The sequence below is a fragment of the Klebsiella quasivariicola genome (assembly GCF_002269255.1).
Classification (GTDB): domain Bacteria; phylum Pseudomonadota; class Gammaproteobacteria; order Enterobacterales; family Enterobacteriaceae; genus Klebsiella; species Klebsiella quasivariicola.
In genome coordinates this window covers 3,225,613-3,240,983 of record NZ_CP022823.1, presented here as the reverse complement: position 1 = coordinate 3,240,983, position 15,371 = coordinate 3,225,613, and the positions used below count along the sequence as shown (strand labels likewise).

The following is a 15,371-nucleotide window of genomic DNA, read 5'->3' as shown; positions in this document are numbered from 1 at the left end:
GAATACGCCCGCTGACGCGGGCGCGGCGGTTCAGAAGGAGAGAGTCACCCCGGCGTAATACGCGCGGCCAGGCTCGTTGTAGGTCGAGGCGCCAGCGTTTTCGCGATACAGTTGCTTATCAAACAGGTTACTTATTCCGGCGTTCAGGCGAATATCCCGGTTTAGCTGGTACTGAGTACCGATCCCCACGATGGAATAGGCGCCAACCTCGGTAGTGGCAAGGGTCCCGGTTTCGTTGCGGATCTCCGCATACTGACGCGGCTTCTGACGGCCATAAAGCGTCCAGTTCACATTTGCAGACAGGGCGTCGTTTACCTGCCAGTCGAGCATCGTGTTAACGGTATATTTCGGGATAACCGACAGTGGGTTGCCTGTCTCTTTACTTTCCGATTTGAGCATCCAGGTGGCATTGGTCCGCCAGCTCAGGATATCAGCCAGCACCGGGATCAGCAGATTTCCTTCCAGCCCTTCGACCACGGCTTTGCCGCCGTTCTGCCACTGCAGAATATTATTGCCGCTGGAGGTATAGCCCAGCACCTCGGTTCCGGAGACGATTTTGTTTTTGTAATCGTTGCGGAACCAGGTAACTCCGGCAGCGTAACCATTAAGGTTGAATTCGATACCGATCTCTTTGTTAATACTGATCTCCGGATCGAGGTCAGGGTTGCCCAGCAGATAGCAGCTGCCTTCAGCGATAGTGTTCGGACAACCATTGCCGCGGGTGGAGAGCAAATAGCCTTCACTGGATTGATAGAGGTTAGGCGCTTTAAACACGCGCGCGATACCGGCCTTCAGCGTGAACATATCGCCCAGCGCCTGAGAAACGTTGAGGCTTGGACTCCAGTTGCTGCCAAACTGATTATGATAATCAAAGCGAATGCCGGGGATCAGGTTGGTGCCGGGTACGGCTTCGATATTATCCTCCAGATAGATCCCGGTGAGGGTGGCGCTGTTTTTGGTACTACGTTGAGCAGGATCGCCCGAGGTTCCGGGGATAGTCTCGCCGTTGCTGTCAGTGGCCTGCATCGATGCCGGATCGTCGAGCTGATCATGGTTCCATTCCATTCCCAGCGTCAGCGTCTGGTCCGCCAGCCAGAAGAAAGGCACATTGAATTCCGAGGTCGTACGCCAGGATTCCAGACGGCTGGTGGCATAATCCTCACTGTTGATCATGCCCTCGACGCGGCCAGTGGAACCTTCCTGCAGGCGGGTATTGTTAGTTTTCTCGTAGTAAACCCCGGCTTTGGACTGGCCCCAATCCCATAGGCCGTTGTAAGTCAGCCCCCAGGACTGACGATAGAGACGATTCGTTTCGTGGCCGTACAGGGAGTCCACCAGCCCGTTCGGGCTAAGATTGCCGTTGCTGTACTGGGTATCACCGGCATAGATATTCCCCTGACGGCTGTAGGCGTAGTTGAAATCGAGGATCTGTTGCGGGGTCATTTTCCATGACAGCAGGGCGTTAATATCTTTATTGCGTACCCCTTCGCGTCCCGCAGCATAGGAACCGTTTTGCGCATGGTTAATGTCCCAGGCGTCGGGTTCCGTTTTATTGATATTGCCATACAGGCGCATCGTCAGCGCCTCGCCGGCGAGTGGGCCGCTGAGATTGAAATTAGCGCGATTAGTCGTGCCTTCCTTGTTGTTTTCCGGCTGATTGGTAAAGAAAGAGAGCGAACCGTGCCAGTTGTTGGTTGGGCGTTTAGTAATGATATTGACCACTCCGCCCGCCGCGCCGGAACCATAGCGCGCGGCTGCCGGACCGCGGAGAACTTCAATTCGCTCGACCATTTCGGCAGGTACCCAGTTGCTGTCGCCTCGGGTATCGCGTTCGCCGCGCCAGCTATAGCGAATCGCGTTACGTGACGTGACCGGTACTCCATCTATCAGGATCAGGGTGTTCTCCGGCCCCATGCCGCGGATATCAATCTGGCGGTTGTTACCCCGACTGCCGCTGGCGCTGTTGCCGGTTAAATTCACCCCGGGCATTTTACGGATGATGTCTGAGAGATCGTTGACCGGCGGCTGCTTAGCAATATCATCTGCCGTGATAATCGACACCCCGGGCTGTTGCTTGAGCGCCTCTTCCGCCGTACTGCGCACAATCATCGTTTCGGTATCTTGTTCTGACTCTTCAGCAAAGGCGGTCGGGGCAAGCAGGCTGGATATGACCAGCGCCAGGGTCGTGGGGGCATAATATTGCAGCGATCTCATATAAATATCCTTTTCAAAGCAAAGAAAAACGAGATCGAGAATATTAATGATAATCATTATCATTACAATGTGGGGAAATAAATCTCCATAAAATCCTCACAATTATCGCAACTTTTTATGCAGTTGGGAGAAATCGTGAAGGGAGCCTGCACAGTGTGGCCGGGAAGCTGTCAGCGTATGCGCTGAGGTTGTGTGGTTGAAGGGAATGTTTGCCAGCGCAGTGAGATTATAGGGGGCGAGCGCGGCGCGCGATGGCGCGCCGGCGGAGGCGTTAGTGGTGGTCATCCTGCGGCATATGGCGGTAGATGTAGATCCCGCTCAGCAGGGTAAAGACCAGCGTGAGGGCGGTTAAGCCAAAGACCTTGAAGTTCACCCAGATATTCTGCGGCAGCCAGAAGGCGATATAGATATTGGCCAGCCCGCAGAGGATAAAGAACACCGCCCAGGCAAGGTTAAGCCGTGACCAGACCTGCTGCGGCAGGGTCAGCTCTTTGCCGAGCATGCGCTGGATCAGGGGCTTTTTCATCACCCACTGGCTAAACAGCAGCGCGCCGGCGAACAGGGCATAGATCACCGTCACCTTCCATTTAATAAACTCATCATTGTGGAAGAAGATGGTCAACCCGCCAAAGACGGCCACCAGTACAAAGGTGATCAGCGCCATTTTTTCGACTTTACGATAGCGCACCCAGCTGTAGATCAGCACGATGGCGGTCGCCACGATCAGTGCGGTAGTGGCGGCGTAGATATCGTAAAGCTTATAGAAGGCAAAGAAGACCACCAGGGGTAAAAAATCCAGAAACTGCTTCATACATCGATCCCGTCTTTCAGGACGGACCGGGGAACGCCCCGATCCTGGTTAAAATTAGCGGCGGATAAGCATATACACGCGGAATAAATAGATCAGCAACAGGGCGGAAATCAGGTTGCTGATCGTGTTGATGACCACTGCACCCACATTCGGCGTCAGGACGGCAAAGCTGGAAGCGAGCAGTAACAGCAGGGTTTTCGCCACCAGCCAGCCAATAATGGCCGGCGCCACCAGCCGCAGATTGGCCCACGCCAGGCGCATGCTGCTACGCATGGCGCTGAGGATGCCCATTTTGTCCTGTACCAGCATGATTGGCGCAAAGGCCAGCACGATGGCCAGCAGCACGCCGGGCACCAGTACCAGCATCATCCCCATCTGCACCAGGAAAGTGGTGAACAGGATCAGCAGCAGCAGCTTCGGCAGCACCGGCGCCGCAGCGCCGATGGCGCGCAGGGCGCTGACGCGATGACCTGCAGAGACCAGCTGGATCAGCAGCAGGACGCCACCGGCGAGGATCGCATTGCCCACCAGGCCCGAGAAGGTCGATGCCGCCGAGGCGTGCAGCAGGACCTGCTGCTGCTCCGGCGTCATGTTCTGCACCAGCTCGAACAGGCCTACGCTACCGGTGAGGTTGTCGCCTTCGCTGAGTATCGACAGCTGCTCATCGCTGGGTGAAAAGGCATGGCCAAGCACTACCGTAATGAACGCGCACAACAGCGCAATCAGCAAAATGGTAATGAACTGATTACGAAAAAAATTCCCGGTGTCACGGTAGACGGACTTCGCCGTGATAGACATGCATTCTCCTTGAGTGTTGCAGGTGTTAACTAGCCGGCGATTGTACCGCAAATCGTTCCGTCGTAGCACTCTCTGCGCCGGTCCGGGCAGGTATATCTTTGTAAAGAGAGCGCAATGGCGGCAGGCCATAGCGCGCCCGCGCCCGGTTGCAGGCATCGTTTTCCACGCCGTTTTCCCCGGACATGGCAAATTCCCGGCACGGCGAGGGACGATTTTCATAGATAGTGCAGTGGACGGTGTCGCCAATGGTGCCCGACAGCGCGGCGCAGCGGCACTGGCGTTGGTTAGTGCCGCTCATGCAGCGCAGGAAGGGGGTCAGCGGCTCGGTCAGCGCGGAGGGCACCACGCCGCCCGCGTCGTCGGCTTCCGCCCAGTAGAAAGAGACTCGAAAATACGCACAACAGGCACCGCACGTCATGCACGGGTTGATTTCACTCATAATTACACCTGAAAAAAACGCATCAACACAGATTGTCGGCAGTTAACTTATCCAGCCGCCTCAGCGGCGGCAAGAGGGGCAGAAATAAATTTTTGGCTGATAAGTGAAAATTGATGTGAGAGGGAATCAGCATATTGCGATTGGTTGCAAAAATTAATCTGGATCAATAAATGTTAAATCTAAGGATTTAGTGTGATCTAAAACAGATCAAACGTAACTCGTTATAGGTATATTTGGCCGCGCTGAAAAACCATAATGAGGAAGTGGATATGAGGAAGTTAGCAGCGGCGGCAGTTATTCTGGGCACGCTTTCCACCGGCAGCGTCTGGGCGCATGAGGCGGGTGAGTTTTTCATTCGTGCCGGGACCGCCACCGTCCGTCCGACGGAGGGCTCTGACAATGTGCTGGGTAGCCTGGGCAGTTTCAACGTCAGTAACAACACCCAGCTGGGTTTAACCTTTACCTATATGGCGACCGATAACATCGGCGTGGAACTGCTGGCGGCAACGCCGTTCCGCCATAAGGTTGGCACCGGGCCAACCGGGACCATCGCCACCGTCCATCAGTTGCCACCCACCCTGATGGCGCAGTGGTACTTTGGCGATGCGCAAAGCAAGGTGCGCCCGTACGTAGGCGCCGGTATTAACTACACCACCTTCTTTAATGAAGACTTTAACGACACCGGCAAAGCGGCCGGGCTTTCCGATCTGAGCCTTAAGGACTCCTGGGGCGCGGCGGGGCAGGTTGGCCTCGATTACCTGATTAACCGCGACTGGCTGCTGAATATGTCGGTGTGGTACATGGATATCGATACCGATGTGAAATTCAAAGCCGGCGGCGTGGACCAGAAAGTCAGCACCCGCCTGGATCCGTGGGTGTTTATGTTCTCCGCGGGCTACCGGTTTTAATCTCTGTTGAAAACTGGCCAGCGGATGGCCAGTCTATTGCCTCGTCCTCCCTGCTTGCGGTCAGCGGATCATACTTCCGTCCACTGGCGCAGCAGGTTGTGATACATATTCAGCAGGGAGAGGACCTCTTCTCCGTCGCCAAAGCGGGCCTTAAGAGACTGGATGGTGCGGTCCAGGTCGTAGAGCATCGCGCGCTGCTTATCGTCGCGGACCATCGACTGGATCCACAGGAAAGAGGCCTGACGTACGCCGCGGGTGACCGGGGTGACGCAGTGCAGGCTGCTGGCGGGATAGAGCACCAGATGCCCGGCCGGGAGCTTCACCCGGTGCTGGCCATAGGTGTCTTCAATCACCAGTTCGCCACCCTCATAGCTCTCCGGATCGCAAAGGAACAGCGTCGCTGACAGGTCAGTGCGCATCCACCCCGCCTCGCCGTTCTGACGAACGGCGCCATCGACATGAAAACCATAAGTCTCCCCCGGTCCGTAGCGATTAAATAACGGCGCGGAAATCGTCCGCGGCAGCGCGGCGGAAAAAAACTGCGGATGGCCGCGCAGCGCGTCGAGCACGGCGGCTTGCAGGTGGGCATACAGCGGCGTTCGGGTATCGATCTGTTGATTCTGTTTGACGGTCGCTCCCTGGCTGCCGACGGTTATCCGCCCGTCAACCCAGTCGGCCTGGGTGAGCAGGCGGGTAAAATCAGCCACCTGGTCTGCCGTTAGCACGTCAGAAATGTGATACATCATGGCGGTGTTCTCCTAAAAGGTGGGGCGCAACGGCCCCACGTGCAAACTCAGAAGTGGACGTTCGCCGTCAGCATAAAGGTACGGGGTTCGCCCGGATGATAGCGATAGCCGCTCTTGTTAATGGAAGCCACATAATCGGTATCAAACAGGTTGTACATATTGAGCTGCAGATCGAGGTTGCTGTTGACCCGATAGCCCAGTTTGGCGTCGGCGACCCAGTAGCCCTCGGTGTGATCCGGGGTACCCACCGCGCCATCGCTGCCCCGGCGCAGGCTTCCGACATAGCGCGCGCCGCCGCCGACGGACAGATCGCTGGTGGCCTGATACTGCGTCCATAGCGTAAAAGCATGTTTCGGGGTGTAGGCCAGCGCGGATGAGCCATCCTGCGCCACATTCTGCCCCTCCGTCACTGTCGCATGCTGCTGAGTGTAGCCAGCGATGATCGTCCAGTCCGGCGTCAGGTTTCCGGTCGCGGAGAGCTCATACCCCTCCACGCGCTTTTTGCCATACTGCGACCAGGTTCCGTCATCGTTGGCGGCCACTTCGTTTTCGATATCGGTGCGGAATAACGCCGCGCTGAGCAGCAGACGGTTGTCGAAGATTTGCCACTTGGTGCCCAGCTCGCTGGATTTCGCCTTCTGCGGCTTAAAGTCGGTCCGGTTAGCGCTGTTGCCGCTGCCGCTGGCGGCCAGGGCGAAGCTGCTGCCCCCCGGCGGTTGCTGTGAAATGGCGTAGTTGACGTAGACATTACCCTGCTCGCTTAAGCGGTACAGCGCCCCGGCTTTCCAGTTAACCAGGTTGCCGGATTTGGCGGTATCCACGGTGGTGACCGGGCTGCCTGTCGACTGGCCGGGCGGGCAGGCGATAGCCCCGCGTCCACTGCCGCCGCAGGCGGTGGCGCTGTCATATTTAGTATGATAATTGTCGAGACGCAGCCCGCCATTGACCTCAATCTGCTCGGTCAGCGCCAGCGTATCGAAGGCATAAATCCCGAAGGTATCGGTCTGGCCGTTGGCGTTCGCCCCGTTTCTGTCCAGCCCGCCAATCGACAGGTTACTCACCGGATGGTAGAGATTCACCGCCGGCGCGGTCATGGCATTGAGGCCATAGTTGGTCTGATTTTCCCGGGTAAACTCCACGCCGGCGCTGACGTCATGGCCTATCGAGCCGGTATAGAACGTCGAGGTGACATTGGTCTGGTTGGTCAGAATGCGGTTGCTGACATCTTTGGTATTAACCAGACGCGACCAGCTCCAGGTGTTAACGTCATTGATATCAGGGGCGGTGATATTACTTGCGCCGCCCATCACCGCGGTCAGGAGATACTCCTGCTTCACCCGCGACCAGCGGGTGGTATTGCGCACGGTGGTATTCTCCGTCAGATCGTGTTCGAAGCGCAGGGTACCGCTGTCGGTAGTAGATTTATCGTAGTCGGAGTCGGTGCCATAGAAATTGCTGGTATCCACCTTCCCGGCGGAATTGAGCGCGGCATATTTCGGCGAAGGCGCCGAATAGCCCGGCAGGCCGACGGTGGGGATCCCGCCATCCGGGGTGTTGTTCTGCCGAACGTGCAGATAGTTCAGATACAAGCGGGTGGGCGTATCAAGGCCAAAGGCTAGCGATGGCGCGATGCCGTAGCGCTCGTTCTCAATCTTATCCCGGCCGGCGTCGTGGGTTTTTTCGCCCATCAGGTTCAGACGGAACGCAGCGTTGTCGCTGAACGCCTGGTTCAGGTCGAGAGTGCCCCGGCGCGACCAGGCGCTGCCGATGCTGGCCGAGCCGTCGATCCCGGAGTCAAGACGTGGCTGCTTACTGATCATATTGATCGAGCCGGAGGGGGCGCTACGACCATAGTCCGTGCCGGCGGGTCCTTTGATGACTTCCACCTGCTGGGTATTGAAGGTATCGCGCGTCACGCTGCCGATGTCGCGAATGCCGTCCACATAGATGCTGTTAGAGGTATCCACGCCGCGCATGTAGATGGCATCCCCGGTGGTTGAGCTGCCATTTTCCCCGGCATAAAACGCCCCGACGCCGGGGACGTTTTTGAGGGCGTCAGTCAGGTTGGTGACGCCCTGATCTTTCATCACCTGTTCCGGGATCACGGTGATGGTGCGGGTGGTATCGACCAGTGGTTTATTGAATTTCGGATCGGCAGAGGCGCCGGGAGAATAAAGTGAAGGTGGGCTGGCTTCTACCACCAGCGTCTCTTCACTATTTTTGACCGATTTTTCCGCTGCGATGCCCGTTGCCGGTGAGGCACCCAGACACAGACCCGTAAACAATGCCAATGAGTTGAAACTGCCGAAAGGCAGAGAAGCGTTTTTTTCCATGATAAATGCAGGCTTATTTTTAGTTATTAGCACATCTCACACCGCGCAAAAGCGACGTTATTCGTCGTCTGGCTTGCGCTGACCCGGTGTGATTCCATAAATGATAAAAAGAATAGTTATCATTCGTCTTAATATTTACATAGAAAAGTTGACGTTTAAACTTATTTCTTCATCGCAATTTACATAATTCACAAATTTTGAACGAAAGGGTGGGATTGAAGCGAAAGGGCGGCTGGAAGAGGCCGGTGACAGGCCGCGCCGTGAGGTGACAGGCGCCAGGGCTAACCCGGCGCTTCGTGGCTTTTGGCGTAAAAAATGCCCTCCTTCTGCGCGAGGAGAACGCCGTTCTGGAAAATGGTGTAATGAAAAACAGGGGACCACCGATCCCTCTGCAGGCACTGTTCCGCGACCGCGTTGTTGGGGTGATGACCAGCGAGCGTTCTCCCGCCGCGTGACGGAGAACGATGCCGCGCCGTAGGTCGTCTGGAGCAGGCGCCGGGCCACCGCTGGCAGCGTCAGCTGGTGTGTGAGGTGTGTCGCGAGTAAAAAAAAGCCCGCACAAGTGCGGGCAAAAATACTGGAAGCAATGTGAGCAATGTCGTACTGAATACCTGAGTTATTTACTCAACTATTCAGTAATGAGAAAGATAATATTTCTCATTTAAGATATCAACCCCATCTTTTGTGCGGAAGCGATTTTTTATCCGAGGGTGAAAACCGTACGCTTCTGACTGTCGTCCTGCGGCCAGGCCGCCGCGATATCCTGCAGCGGCCGTGGGGTGGTGGCGATGGTCAATTGCCCCGGCACCGCCGCCTGCAGCATTTCACCGGTGGCCGCCAGCAGCTGCGGCATCGACAGGCTACCGATACCGCTGCCCATCAGCACGAGCGGAGCCGATCGCAGCACTGCGCCATTTAACGCGATATCGGCGCCAGCCAGGGACCCCACCTGCACATAGCGCACCGGTCTGCCGGCAGGAGTATATTTCGCCAGCGCCGGCAATAACACTTCCGCGCTGTGTCCCCACAGGTAATCGATGACCACGTCAATCTGCGCGGCGCTGGCCGCTGAAAACTGCCCGCTCAAGGTTTTATCATCAGCGGTTAACTGAATACACTCATCGGCGTCCAGCGTCGCCAGCGCCTGCGCATTACGCCCGGTCGCAATGATCTTTTTGGCCCCCAGATAGCGGGCAATCTGCACCGCCAGCTGGCCGGCACTGCCGGTGGCGCCGTTAATCAGCACCGTTTCACCGGCCTGAAGCTGGGCGCGTGTTACCAGAGACGCCCACGCGGACATGCCGGGATTGGCCATCGCCGCCGCGCTAACATCATCGAGCGCATCCGGCAACGGCAGGCAATTCTGCAGGGCAACCGGCGCCCGCTGCGCCATACTGCCGAAGGGGGCGGTGGGGAAGGCGAAGTAGACGCGCTGGCCGTTGGGTAATGTGCCAACGCCATCGATACCGGGCACAAAGGGCAGATTGCCATCGAAGCTGTAATGGCGTCCGGATGCCCGGGCCTTAACCACATGGCTTATCGCGGCGGCGCGGACGTCAATGAGCGTGTGGCCGGCAGCGGGCTGCGGGTCGATAAAATCGGCCCATACCGGACCTTCTGCGAGGTCAAACACGACGGCTGCTTTCATAAATTATCTCCTGTCGGGAATTATGTGTAAAATACACATATTATTTTGCAGCACTATACGCGGAAAATTAATATATGCAATATGCACATAATGACTACGATATTACCGACTTTCACGGTGCGCTGCTGGATATCATCAGCGTGATGAACCAGCCCCTGCGCGACGAGCAGATCCTCCAGGCGGCCGGCGTCCAGCTGGAGCAGATGCTGTTTCCGCTGCTGGTGGCGGTAGGACGCCATGGCCCGGTGGGGGTTGTGGAGCTGGCGGATCATTTAGGGCGCGATTACACCACCGTCAGCCGCCAGGTGAAGAAACTGGAAGCCCAGGGACTCGCCTGTAAGCAACCTAACCGTCATGATCGACGGATCAGCGAAGTAACGCTTAGCGCCAGCGGACAACAGATGATCGACAGTATTGCGGTAGCGCGGCGGCGGTTAATGAATCAGGTGCTGGCGCAGTGGCCGGAAGAGGAGGTGCAGGCGCTGTTTCGCTTAACACGCAAATACGCCGACAGTTTGCAGCAACCAGGCTAAATTCTCGTGTGTTGCCGCCTGGCGCAACAATCATCTTGTTCGTCACAAATCACGGGTCAGTTCGTCGATGTTGTCGGAAAGTATCTCCAGCAGGGATCGCACATAGATATTGTTATTTCCCTGATGCCACATCGCGCTGAGGGGGAGGCCTTCGAGATGTTTTTTGGGCGTGAGCGCAAGGTATTTCACGCCGTCCGCATTCATGTCTTTATAGGACGCTGGCACCAGAGCAATACCGAGTCCAGCGGCGACAAAACTCAGGATAGTCTGCTTCTCTTCGGCGTACTGCGCGATGACAGGCATGCTGCCACCTTCTTTGAAAATATTCATTGTCAGGTCATGGCTGTGACGCCGGGTGCGTCTTTCCGGCAAGATAACCGGCTCGTGCCGGAAGTCATCGATACTGACGTCGTCATAACTGACCAGCCGGTGGTTAGCGGGCACGGCGAGCACGCAGGTTTCATTGGCGATAAAACGCGTTGTCAGCGTGGCGTCAATATGTTCCGGCGGGCGCACAAAGACCACATCCAGCCATCCTGAAATGAGTCGGGGAATCAGCTTGTGAGATTTATCTTCCGTAAGATGAATATCTGCCTCAGGAAAACGTCTGACGAAAAGATTAAGCAGTTCAGGCAGTAACCCTTTGGCTGCGCTGTCGATAGCCCCGATCCGCAACGTTCTTTTCTGCAACAGGCTATTTTTCCGGAATCGCTGCCGTAGCGCATCGAAATCAGCAATGACCGTTTTGGCCTCATTCAAAAAGGCGGCGCCTTCAGGCGTTAGCGACACATTGCGGGTCGATCGATTCAGTAGCCTTATCCCCAAATCATCTTCCAGTAGTTTGATAAAGCGACTCAGTGACGCAGGCATCATTTCGAGTTTACGGGCAGCCCGGCCAAAGTGAAGCTCATCACCTAATACCACAAAGCAACGTAGCTGATTTATATCCATTTTTTCACCAAAAGCTGATTATACAAATTATTTATATAAAGCCGTGCCGATGATAAAGCGGTTCAAAACTTCATACTGGGTTTATTACAAAACGATAACAACCCTACATCACTATGGAGCATCCCGTCATGAAAAACGACCTCGAAAAGAAGGTGATGCGTAAGGTTACCCTGCGCATTATTCCTTTCATCATGCTGCTGTACTTCATTGCCTTCCTTGACCGCGTCAATATTGGCTTTGCCGCCCTGACCATGAATCAGGATCTGGGATTTTCACCCACCGTTTTTGGGCTGGGCGCCGGCATTTTTTTCCTGGGTTACTTTCTGTTTGAGGTACCGTCAAACTTAATTCTCCATAAAGTGGGCGCCCGTATCTGGATCGCCCGCGTCATGATCACCTGGGGATTGGTCTCGGGCTGCATGGCTTTTGTGCAGGGCACGACGAGCTTCTACATTCTGCGTTTTCTGCTCGGCGTGGCGGAAGCCGGTTTCTTCCCGGGGATCATTCTCTATCTCAGCTACTGGTTTCCTGCCGCCAGGCGTGCGCAGGTCACTGCCATCTTTATGGCCGCAGCTTCCCTGTCGACAGCACTGGGATCGCCGGTTTCGGCCGCACTGCTGGAGATGCATGGCTTCCTTGGCTATGCCGGCTGGCAGTGGATGTTTGTCCTGGAAGCTTTGCCGGCGCTGGTGCTCGGTGTTGTGGTTCTGTTCTTCCTGACGGATCGTCCGGCCAAGGCCAAATGGCTGACTGAACAAGAGCGTGCCTGGCTGGAAAACACCCTGCACGCCGAGGAGCTGGCGCGGGCGGCAAAACAGAGCCATTCCAGCGCATGGCGGGGACTGGCGGATATACGCGTCCTGGCGCTGGCGCTGGTCTATTTCGGTACCTCCGCCGGGCTGTATACGCTTGGCATCTGGTCCCCGCAAATCATTCGCAGTTTCGGTGCTTCCTCGCTGGAGATTGGTTTCCTGAACGCTTTTCCGGCGGTGATCGGCGTCATCGCCATGATCCTCTGGGCGCGTCATTCCGATCGAACCAAAGAGCGCAGCTGGCACGTCATTGGCGCCTGCCTGCTGGCGGCTGGCGGGCTGATATACGCCGGTAACGTCAACACATTGTTTACCGTAATGGTTGCCTTAACGCTGGTCACCGTGGGGATTAGCGCATCAAAACCCCCGCTGTGGAGCATGCCAACCCTGTTCCTCAGCGGCCCGGCTGCGGCCGCTGGCATTGCCGCTATCAACTCCATCGGCAACCTCGGCGGTTTCGTCGGGCCGATGATGATTGGCGTGATCCGCGAGCAAACCGGTAGCTACAGCTGGGGCCTGTACTTTGTCGCCGGATTGCTGGCGCTCTCGGCCCTCGTGGTCGTGATTCTCTCTGCCAGAGCGAACAAATCGCCGACAGCAGAGCTTCCACATCCTCATACTCATTAACTGGAGAAATAACGATGCGTCACTACAAAATTGCTGCTATCCCTGCGGACGGTATCGGACCGGAAGTCATTTCGGCAGGTATTGAAGTCTTGCACGCGCTGACGCGCCACGATCCGCAACTGAAATTTGATGTAGAGACCTTTGACTGGGGGTCAGACTATTACAAAAAACATGGCGTGATGATGCCGGAGGAAGGGCTGAACATGCTGAAAGCATTCGATGCCATTTACTTCGGCGCGGTGGGCGCGCCGGATGTCCCTGACCACATCACGCTCTGGGGCCTGCGCCTGCCGATTTGCCAGGGCTTTGACCAATACGCCAATGTGCGACCCACCAAAATTCTGCCGGGCGTCACTTCACCGCTGCGCAACCGCGGGCCGGGCGATCTTGACTGGGTCATCGTGCGTGAAAACTCCGAAGGTGAATATTCTGGTAACGGCGGCCGTGCGCACCGTGGTTTACCTGAAGAAGTCGGTACCGAAGTGGCAATCTTTACCCGTGTTGGGGTGACGCGCATTATGCGCTATGCCTTCAGACTGGCGCAGTCCCGTCCACGTAAGCTGCTGACCGTGGTGACCAAATCCAACGCCCAGCGCCATGGTATGGTGATGTGGGATGAGATTGCCGCTGAAGTGGCGCAGGAATTCCCGGATGTGCAGTGGGACAAAATGTTGGTCGATGCCATGACGCACCGTATGACGTTGCATCCCCAGACCCTGGATACCATCGTTGCCACCAATCTGCACGCCGATATCCTTTCCGATCTGGCTGGCGCGCTGGCGGGTAGTCTGGGCGTAGCGCCGACCGCGAATATTGATCCTGAACGCCGCTTCCCTTCCATGTTCGAACCGATCCATGGTTCCGCATTCGATATCACCGGCACAGGGATTGCGAACCCCATTGCCACTTTCTGGACCGCGGTACAGATGCTTGAACATCTGGGCGAACGCCATGCCGCTGCGCTGATTATGGAAAGCATTGAGTATGTGTGTGAAAAAGGCATTCTGACGCCAGATGTCGGTGGCTCAGCCAATACCGCGGAGGTGACACGCGCCGTGGTGCACTACATTGACGCTAAAGCCGACATTGCCGAGACCGCATAACCATGAATAACGAACAGGCTGCAGAGATCCTGCAGGATATCTTTCAACATGCGGTCAACAGTGCCCGCGCCGGGCCGGTGACCCTGGCTAACCTGCCGGAAAAACCTCGCGGCCGTTGTGTGGTGATCGGTGCGGGTAAAGCGTCCGCGGCAATGGCGGCTGCCGTGGATGCGGCCTGGCCGGATGTGGCGGTGTCGGGCGTGGTGGTGACGCGTTACGGTTACGCGGTTCCTGCGGGCCGCATCCGCATTATTGAGGCGGCTCATCCCGTATCAGATGCCATGAGCGAGGTTGCCGCAATGCTGATTGTGGAGACGCTGCGCGGTTTAACTGCCGATGATCTGGTGCTGGCATTGATTTCAGGGGGAGGGTCGGCGTTGATGGCGCTGCCCGCCCCGGGGTTAACGCTGGCAGATAAGCAGACCATCACCCGGGCCCTGCTCCATAGCGGGGCCAGCATCAAAGAGATGAATCTGGTACGTCGTCATCTCTCAGCGGTGAAAGGCGGAAAGCTGGCGACCATGGCGCAACCGGCGCGCATCGTATCACTGATTATCAGCGATGTGCCTGGCGATAATCCGACGGACGTAGCGTCTGGCCCCACCGTTGCCGATAACAGCGCACCACGTGATGCGCTCCGGGTACTGCAGCGGTATGGCATTGCGATCCCGAAGCCCGTTAGCGAACGGCTAAACCAGCCGGCCGGCCCGGTGGAAAACGCCGCGACAGGCGAGGTCAGGCTTATCGCCACGCCGGCGATGGCGTTAGCGGCGGCGGCTCTGGCCGCACGACAACATGGACTCACCCCTCTTATTTTGGGGGATGCGATAGAAGGTGAAAGCAGGGAAGTGGCGGTGGTCATGGCCGGTATGGCGAAATCGGCGAAGCAGTATGGTCACCCGATTTCAGGGCCTGCTGTGCTGTTGTCAGGTGGCGAAACCACGGTGACAGTAAACCACACTCAGCCTGGAAAAGGGGGCCGCAATACCGAGTTTTTACTCAGTCTGGCCTGTGCGCTCCAGGGGGAACACGGTATCTGGGCCATGGCGGGAGACAGCGATGGTATTGATGGCACAGAAGATGCCGCAGGCGCGATCGTCTTCCCGGATACGCTTGCGCGCGGCAAGCTGAGCGGTCTTAATGCCGTGCAATATCTGGATGGCCATGATAGTTATTGTTATTTTCACGCGCTTAATGATTTGCTGATCACCGGCCCGACGTTAACCAACGTCAATGATATTCGGGCAATAATGATTGCCTGACCGTATCGCTCTCCTGTGTCAGGGAGAGCGATATTTTTCCCTTTCACATAGTTCAAATCTTCGGTATCCGCCCGCCATCCCTTTCCACGCTAAAGCGCATCGCCCGGCGTCGAGGTGTCGATCATCGGTCCGTCTGATGTGCTGGCGGGCAAGAAAACGTGGAGGGGAGGTAACACGAGGAAATCG

General features: G+C 56.7%; 13 protein-coding genes. 5 read left to right on the top strand and 8 right to left on the bottom strand.

The features are described from left to right. Positions 1-30 precede the first annotated feature (30 nt). The 4 genes from B8P98_RS16125 to B8P98_RS16110 all read right to left on the bottom strand — a co-directional run bounded on the left by B8P98_RS16125 (position 31) and on the right by B8P98_RS16110 (position 4,262). The gene (locus tag B8P98_RS16125) at positions 31-2,214 is read right to left on the bottom strand and encodes a TonB-dependent siderophore receptor (protein WP_095033646.1); all 2,184 of its coding nucleotides are present in this window, start codon (positions 2,212-2,214) and stop codon (positions 31-33) included. Positions 2,215-2,485: 271 nt separating this feature from the next. Beyond that, positions 2,486-3,025, bottom strand: a complete 540-nt coding sequence (locus tag B8P98_RS16120) for a septation protein A (protein WP_025713613.1) — start codon at positions 3,023-3,025, stop codon at positions 2,486-2,488. A 54-nt stretch (positions 3,026-3,079) separates the two neighbouring features. Continuing rightward, positions 3,080-3,823 (bottom strand): YciC family protein, encoded by a 744-nt coding sequence (locus B8P98_RS16115; RefSeq protein ID WP_025713612.1) that lies wholly within the window; start codon positions 3,821-3,823, stop codon positions 3,080-3,082. Between the two features lie 25 nt (positions 3,824-3,848). Next, a complete protein-coding gene (locus B8P98_RS16110; RefSeq protein WP_095033223.1) occupies positions 3,849-4,262 on the bottom strand; it encodes a YkgJ family cysteine cluster protein in 414 nt (137 codons plus the stop codon). A 269-nt stretch (positions 4,263-4,531) separates the two neighbouring features. Between B8P98_RS16110 and ompW the strand changes: the two genes are divergently transcribed. Continuing rightward, positions 4,532-5,170, top strand: coding sequence for an outer membrane protein OmpW (ompW, locus tag B8P98_RS16105; RefSeq protein ID WP_095033222.1), 639 nt, complete (start codon positions 4,532-4,534; stop codon positions 5,168-5,170). A gap of 68 nt (positions 5,171-5,238) precedes the next feature. On the opposite strand, the gene ybiX is transcribed toward ompW, so the two are convergent. From ybiX to B8P98_RS16090, 3 genes are all read right to left on the bottom strand, one after another. Next, entirely contained in the window at positions 5,239-5,916 is a 678-nt protein-coding gene (ybiX, locus tag B8P98_RS16100; protein ID WP_095033221.1) for a PKHD-type hydroxylase YbiX, read from the bottom strand. A gap of 47 nt (positions 5,917-5,963) precedes the next feature. Next, positions 5,964-8,249 carry a catecholate siderophore receptor Fiu gene (locus B8P98_RS16095; protein WP_095033220.1) on the bottom strand — a complete coding sequence of 762 codons (2,286 nt, stop codon included), beginning with the start codon at positions 8,247-8,249 and terminating at the stop codon, positions 5,964-5,966. A 700-nt stretch (positions 8,250-8,949) separates the two neighbouring features. Further along, positions 8,950-9,897 (bottom strand): quinone oxidoreductase family protein, encoded by a 948-nt coding sequence (locus B8P98_RS16090; protein WP_025714288.1) that lies wholly within the window; start codon positions 9,895-9,897, stop codon positions 8,950-8,952. A gap of 74 nt (positions 9,898-9,971) precedes the next feature. Here B8P98_RS16090 and B8P98_RS16085 point away from each other — a divergent pair, with 74 nt between their 5' ends. Beyond that, positions 9,972-10,430 (top strand): MarR family winged helix-turn-helix transcriptional regulator, encoded by a 459-nt coding sequence (locus B8P98_RS16085; protein WP_025714289.1) that lies wholly within the window; start codon positions 9,972-9,974, stop codon positions 10,428-10,430. A 42-nt stretch (positions 10,431-10,472) separates the two neighbouring features. Here B8P98_RS16085 and B8P98_RS16080 read toward each other — a convergent pair whose 3' ends face one another. Then, complete coding sequence (locus B8P98_RS16080; protein WP_025714290.1) at positions 10,473-11,381, bottom strand: LysR family transcriptional regulator; 909 nt, start codon at positions 11,379-11,381, stop codon at positions 10,473-10,475. A 128-nt stretch (positions 11,382-11,509) separates the two neighbouring features. Between B8P98_RS16080 and B8P98_RS16075 the strand changes: the two genes are divergently transcribed. From B8P98_RS16075 to B8P98_RS16065, 3 genes are read left to right on the top strand one after another with little or no spacing between them, the layout of a single operon-like run. Then, positions 11,510-12,820, top strand: a complete 1,311-nt coding sequence (locus B8P98_RS16075; RefSeq protein WP_095033219.1) for an MFS transporter — start codon at positions 11,510-11,512, stop codon at positions 12,818-12,820. Positions 12,821-12,834: 14 nt separating this feature from the next. Then, positions 12,835-13,923, top strand: a complete 1,089-nt coding sequence (locus B8P98_RS16070) for a tartrate dehydrogenase (RefSeq protein WP_080897196.1) — start codon at positions 12,835-12,837, stop codon at positions 13,921-13,923. Positions 13,924-13,925: 2 nt separating this feature from the next. Further along, entirely contained in the window at positions 13,926-15,185 is a 1,260-nt protein-coding gene (locus B8P98_RS16065) for a glycerate kinase type-2 family protein (protein ID WP_025714293.1), read from the top strand. The last annotated feature ends 186 nt before the right edge of the window (positions 15,186-15,371 follow it).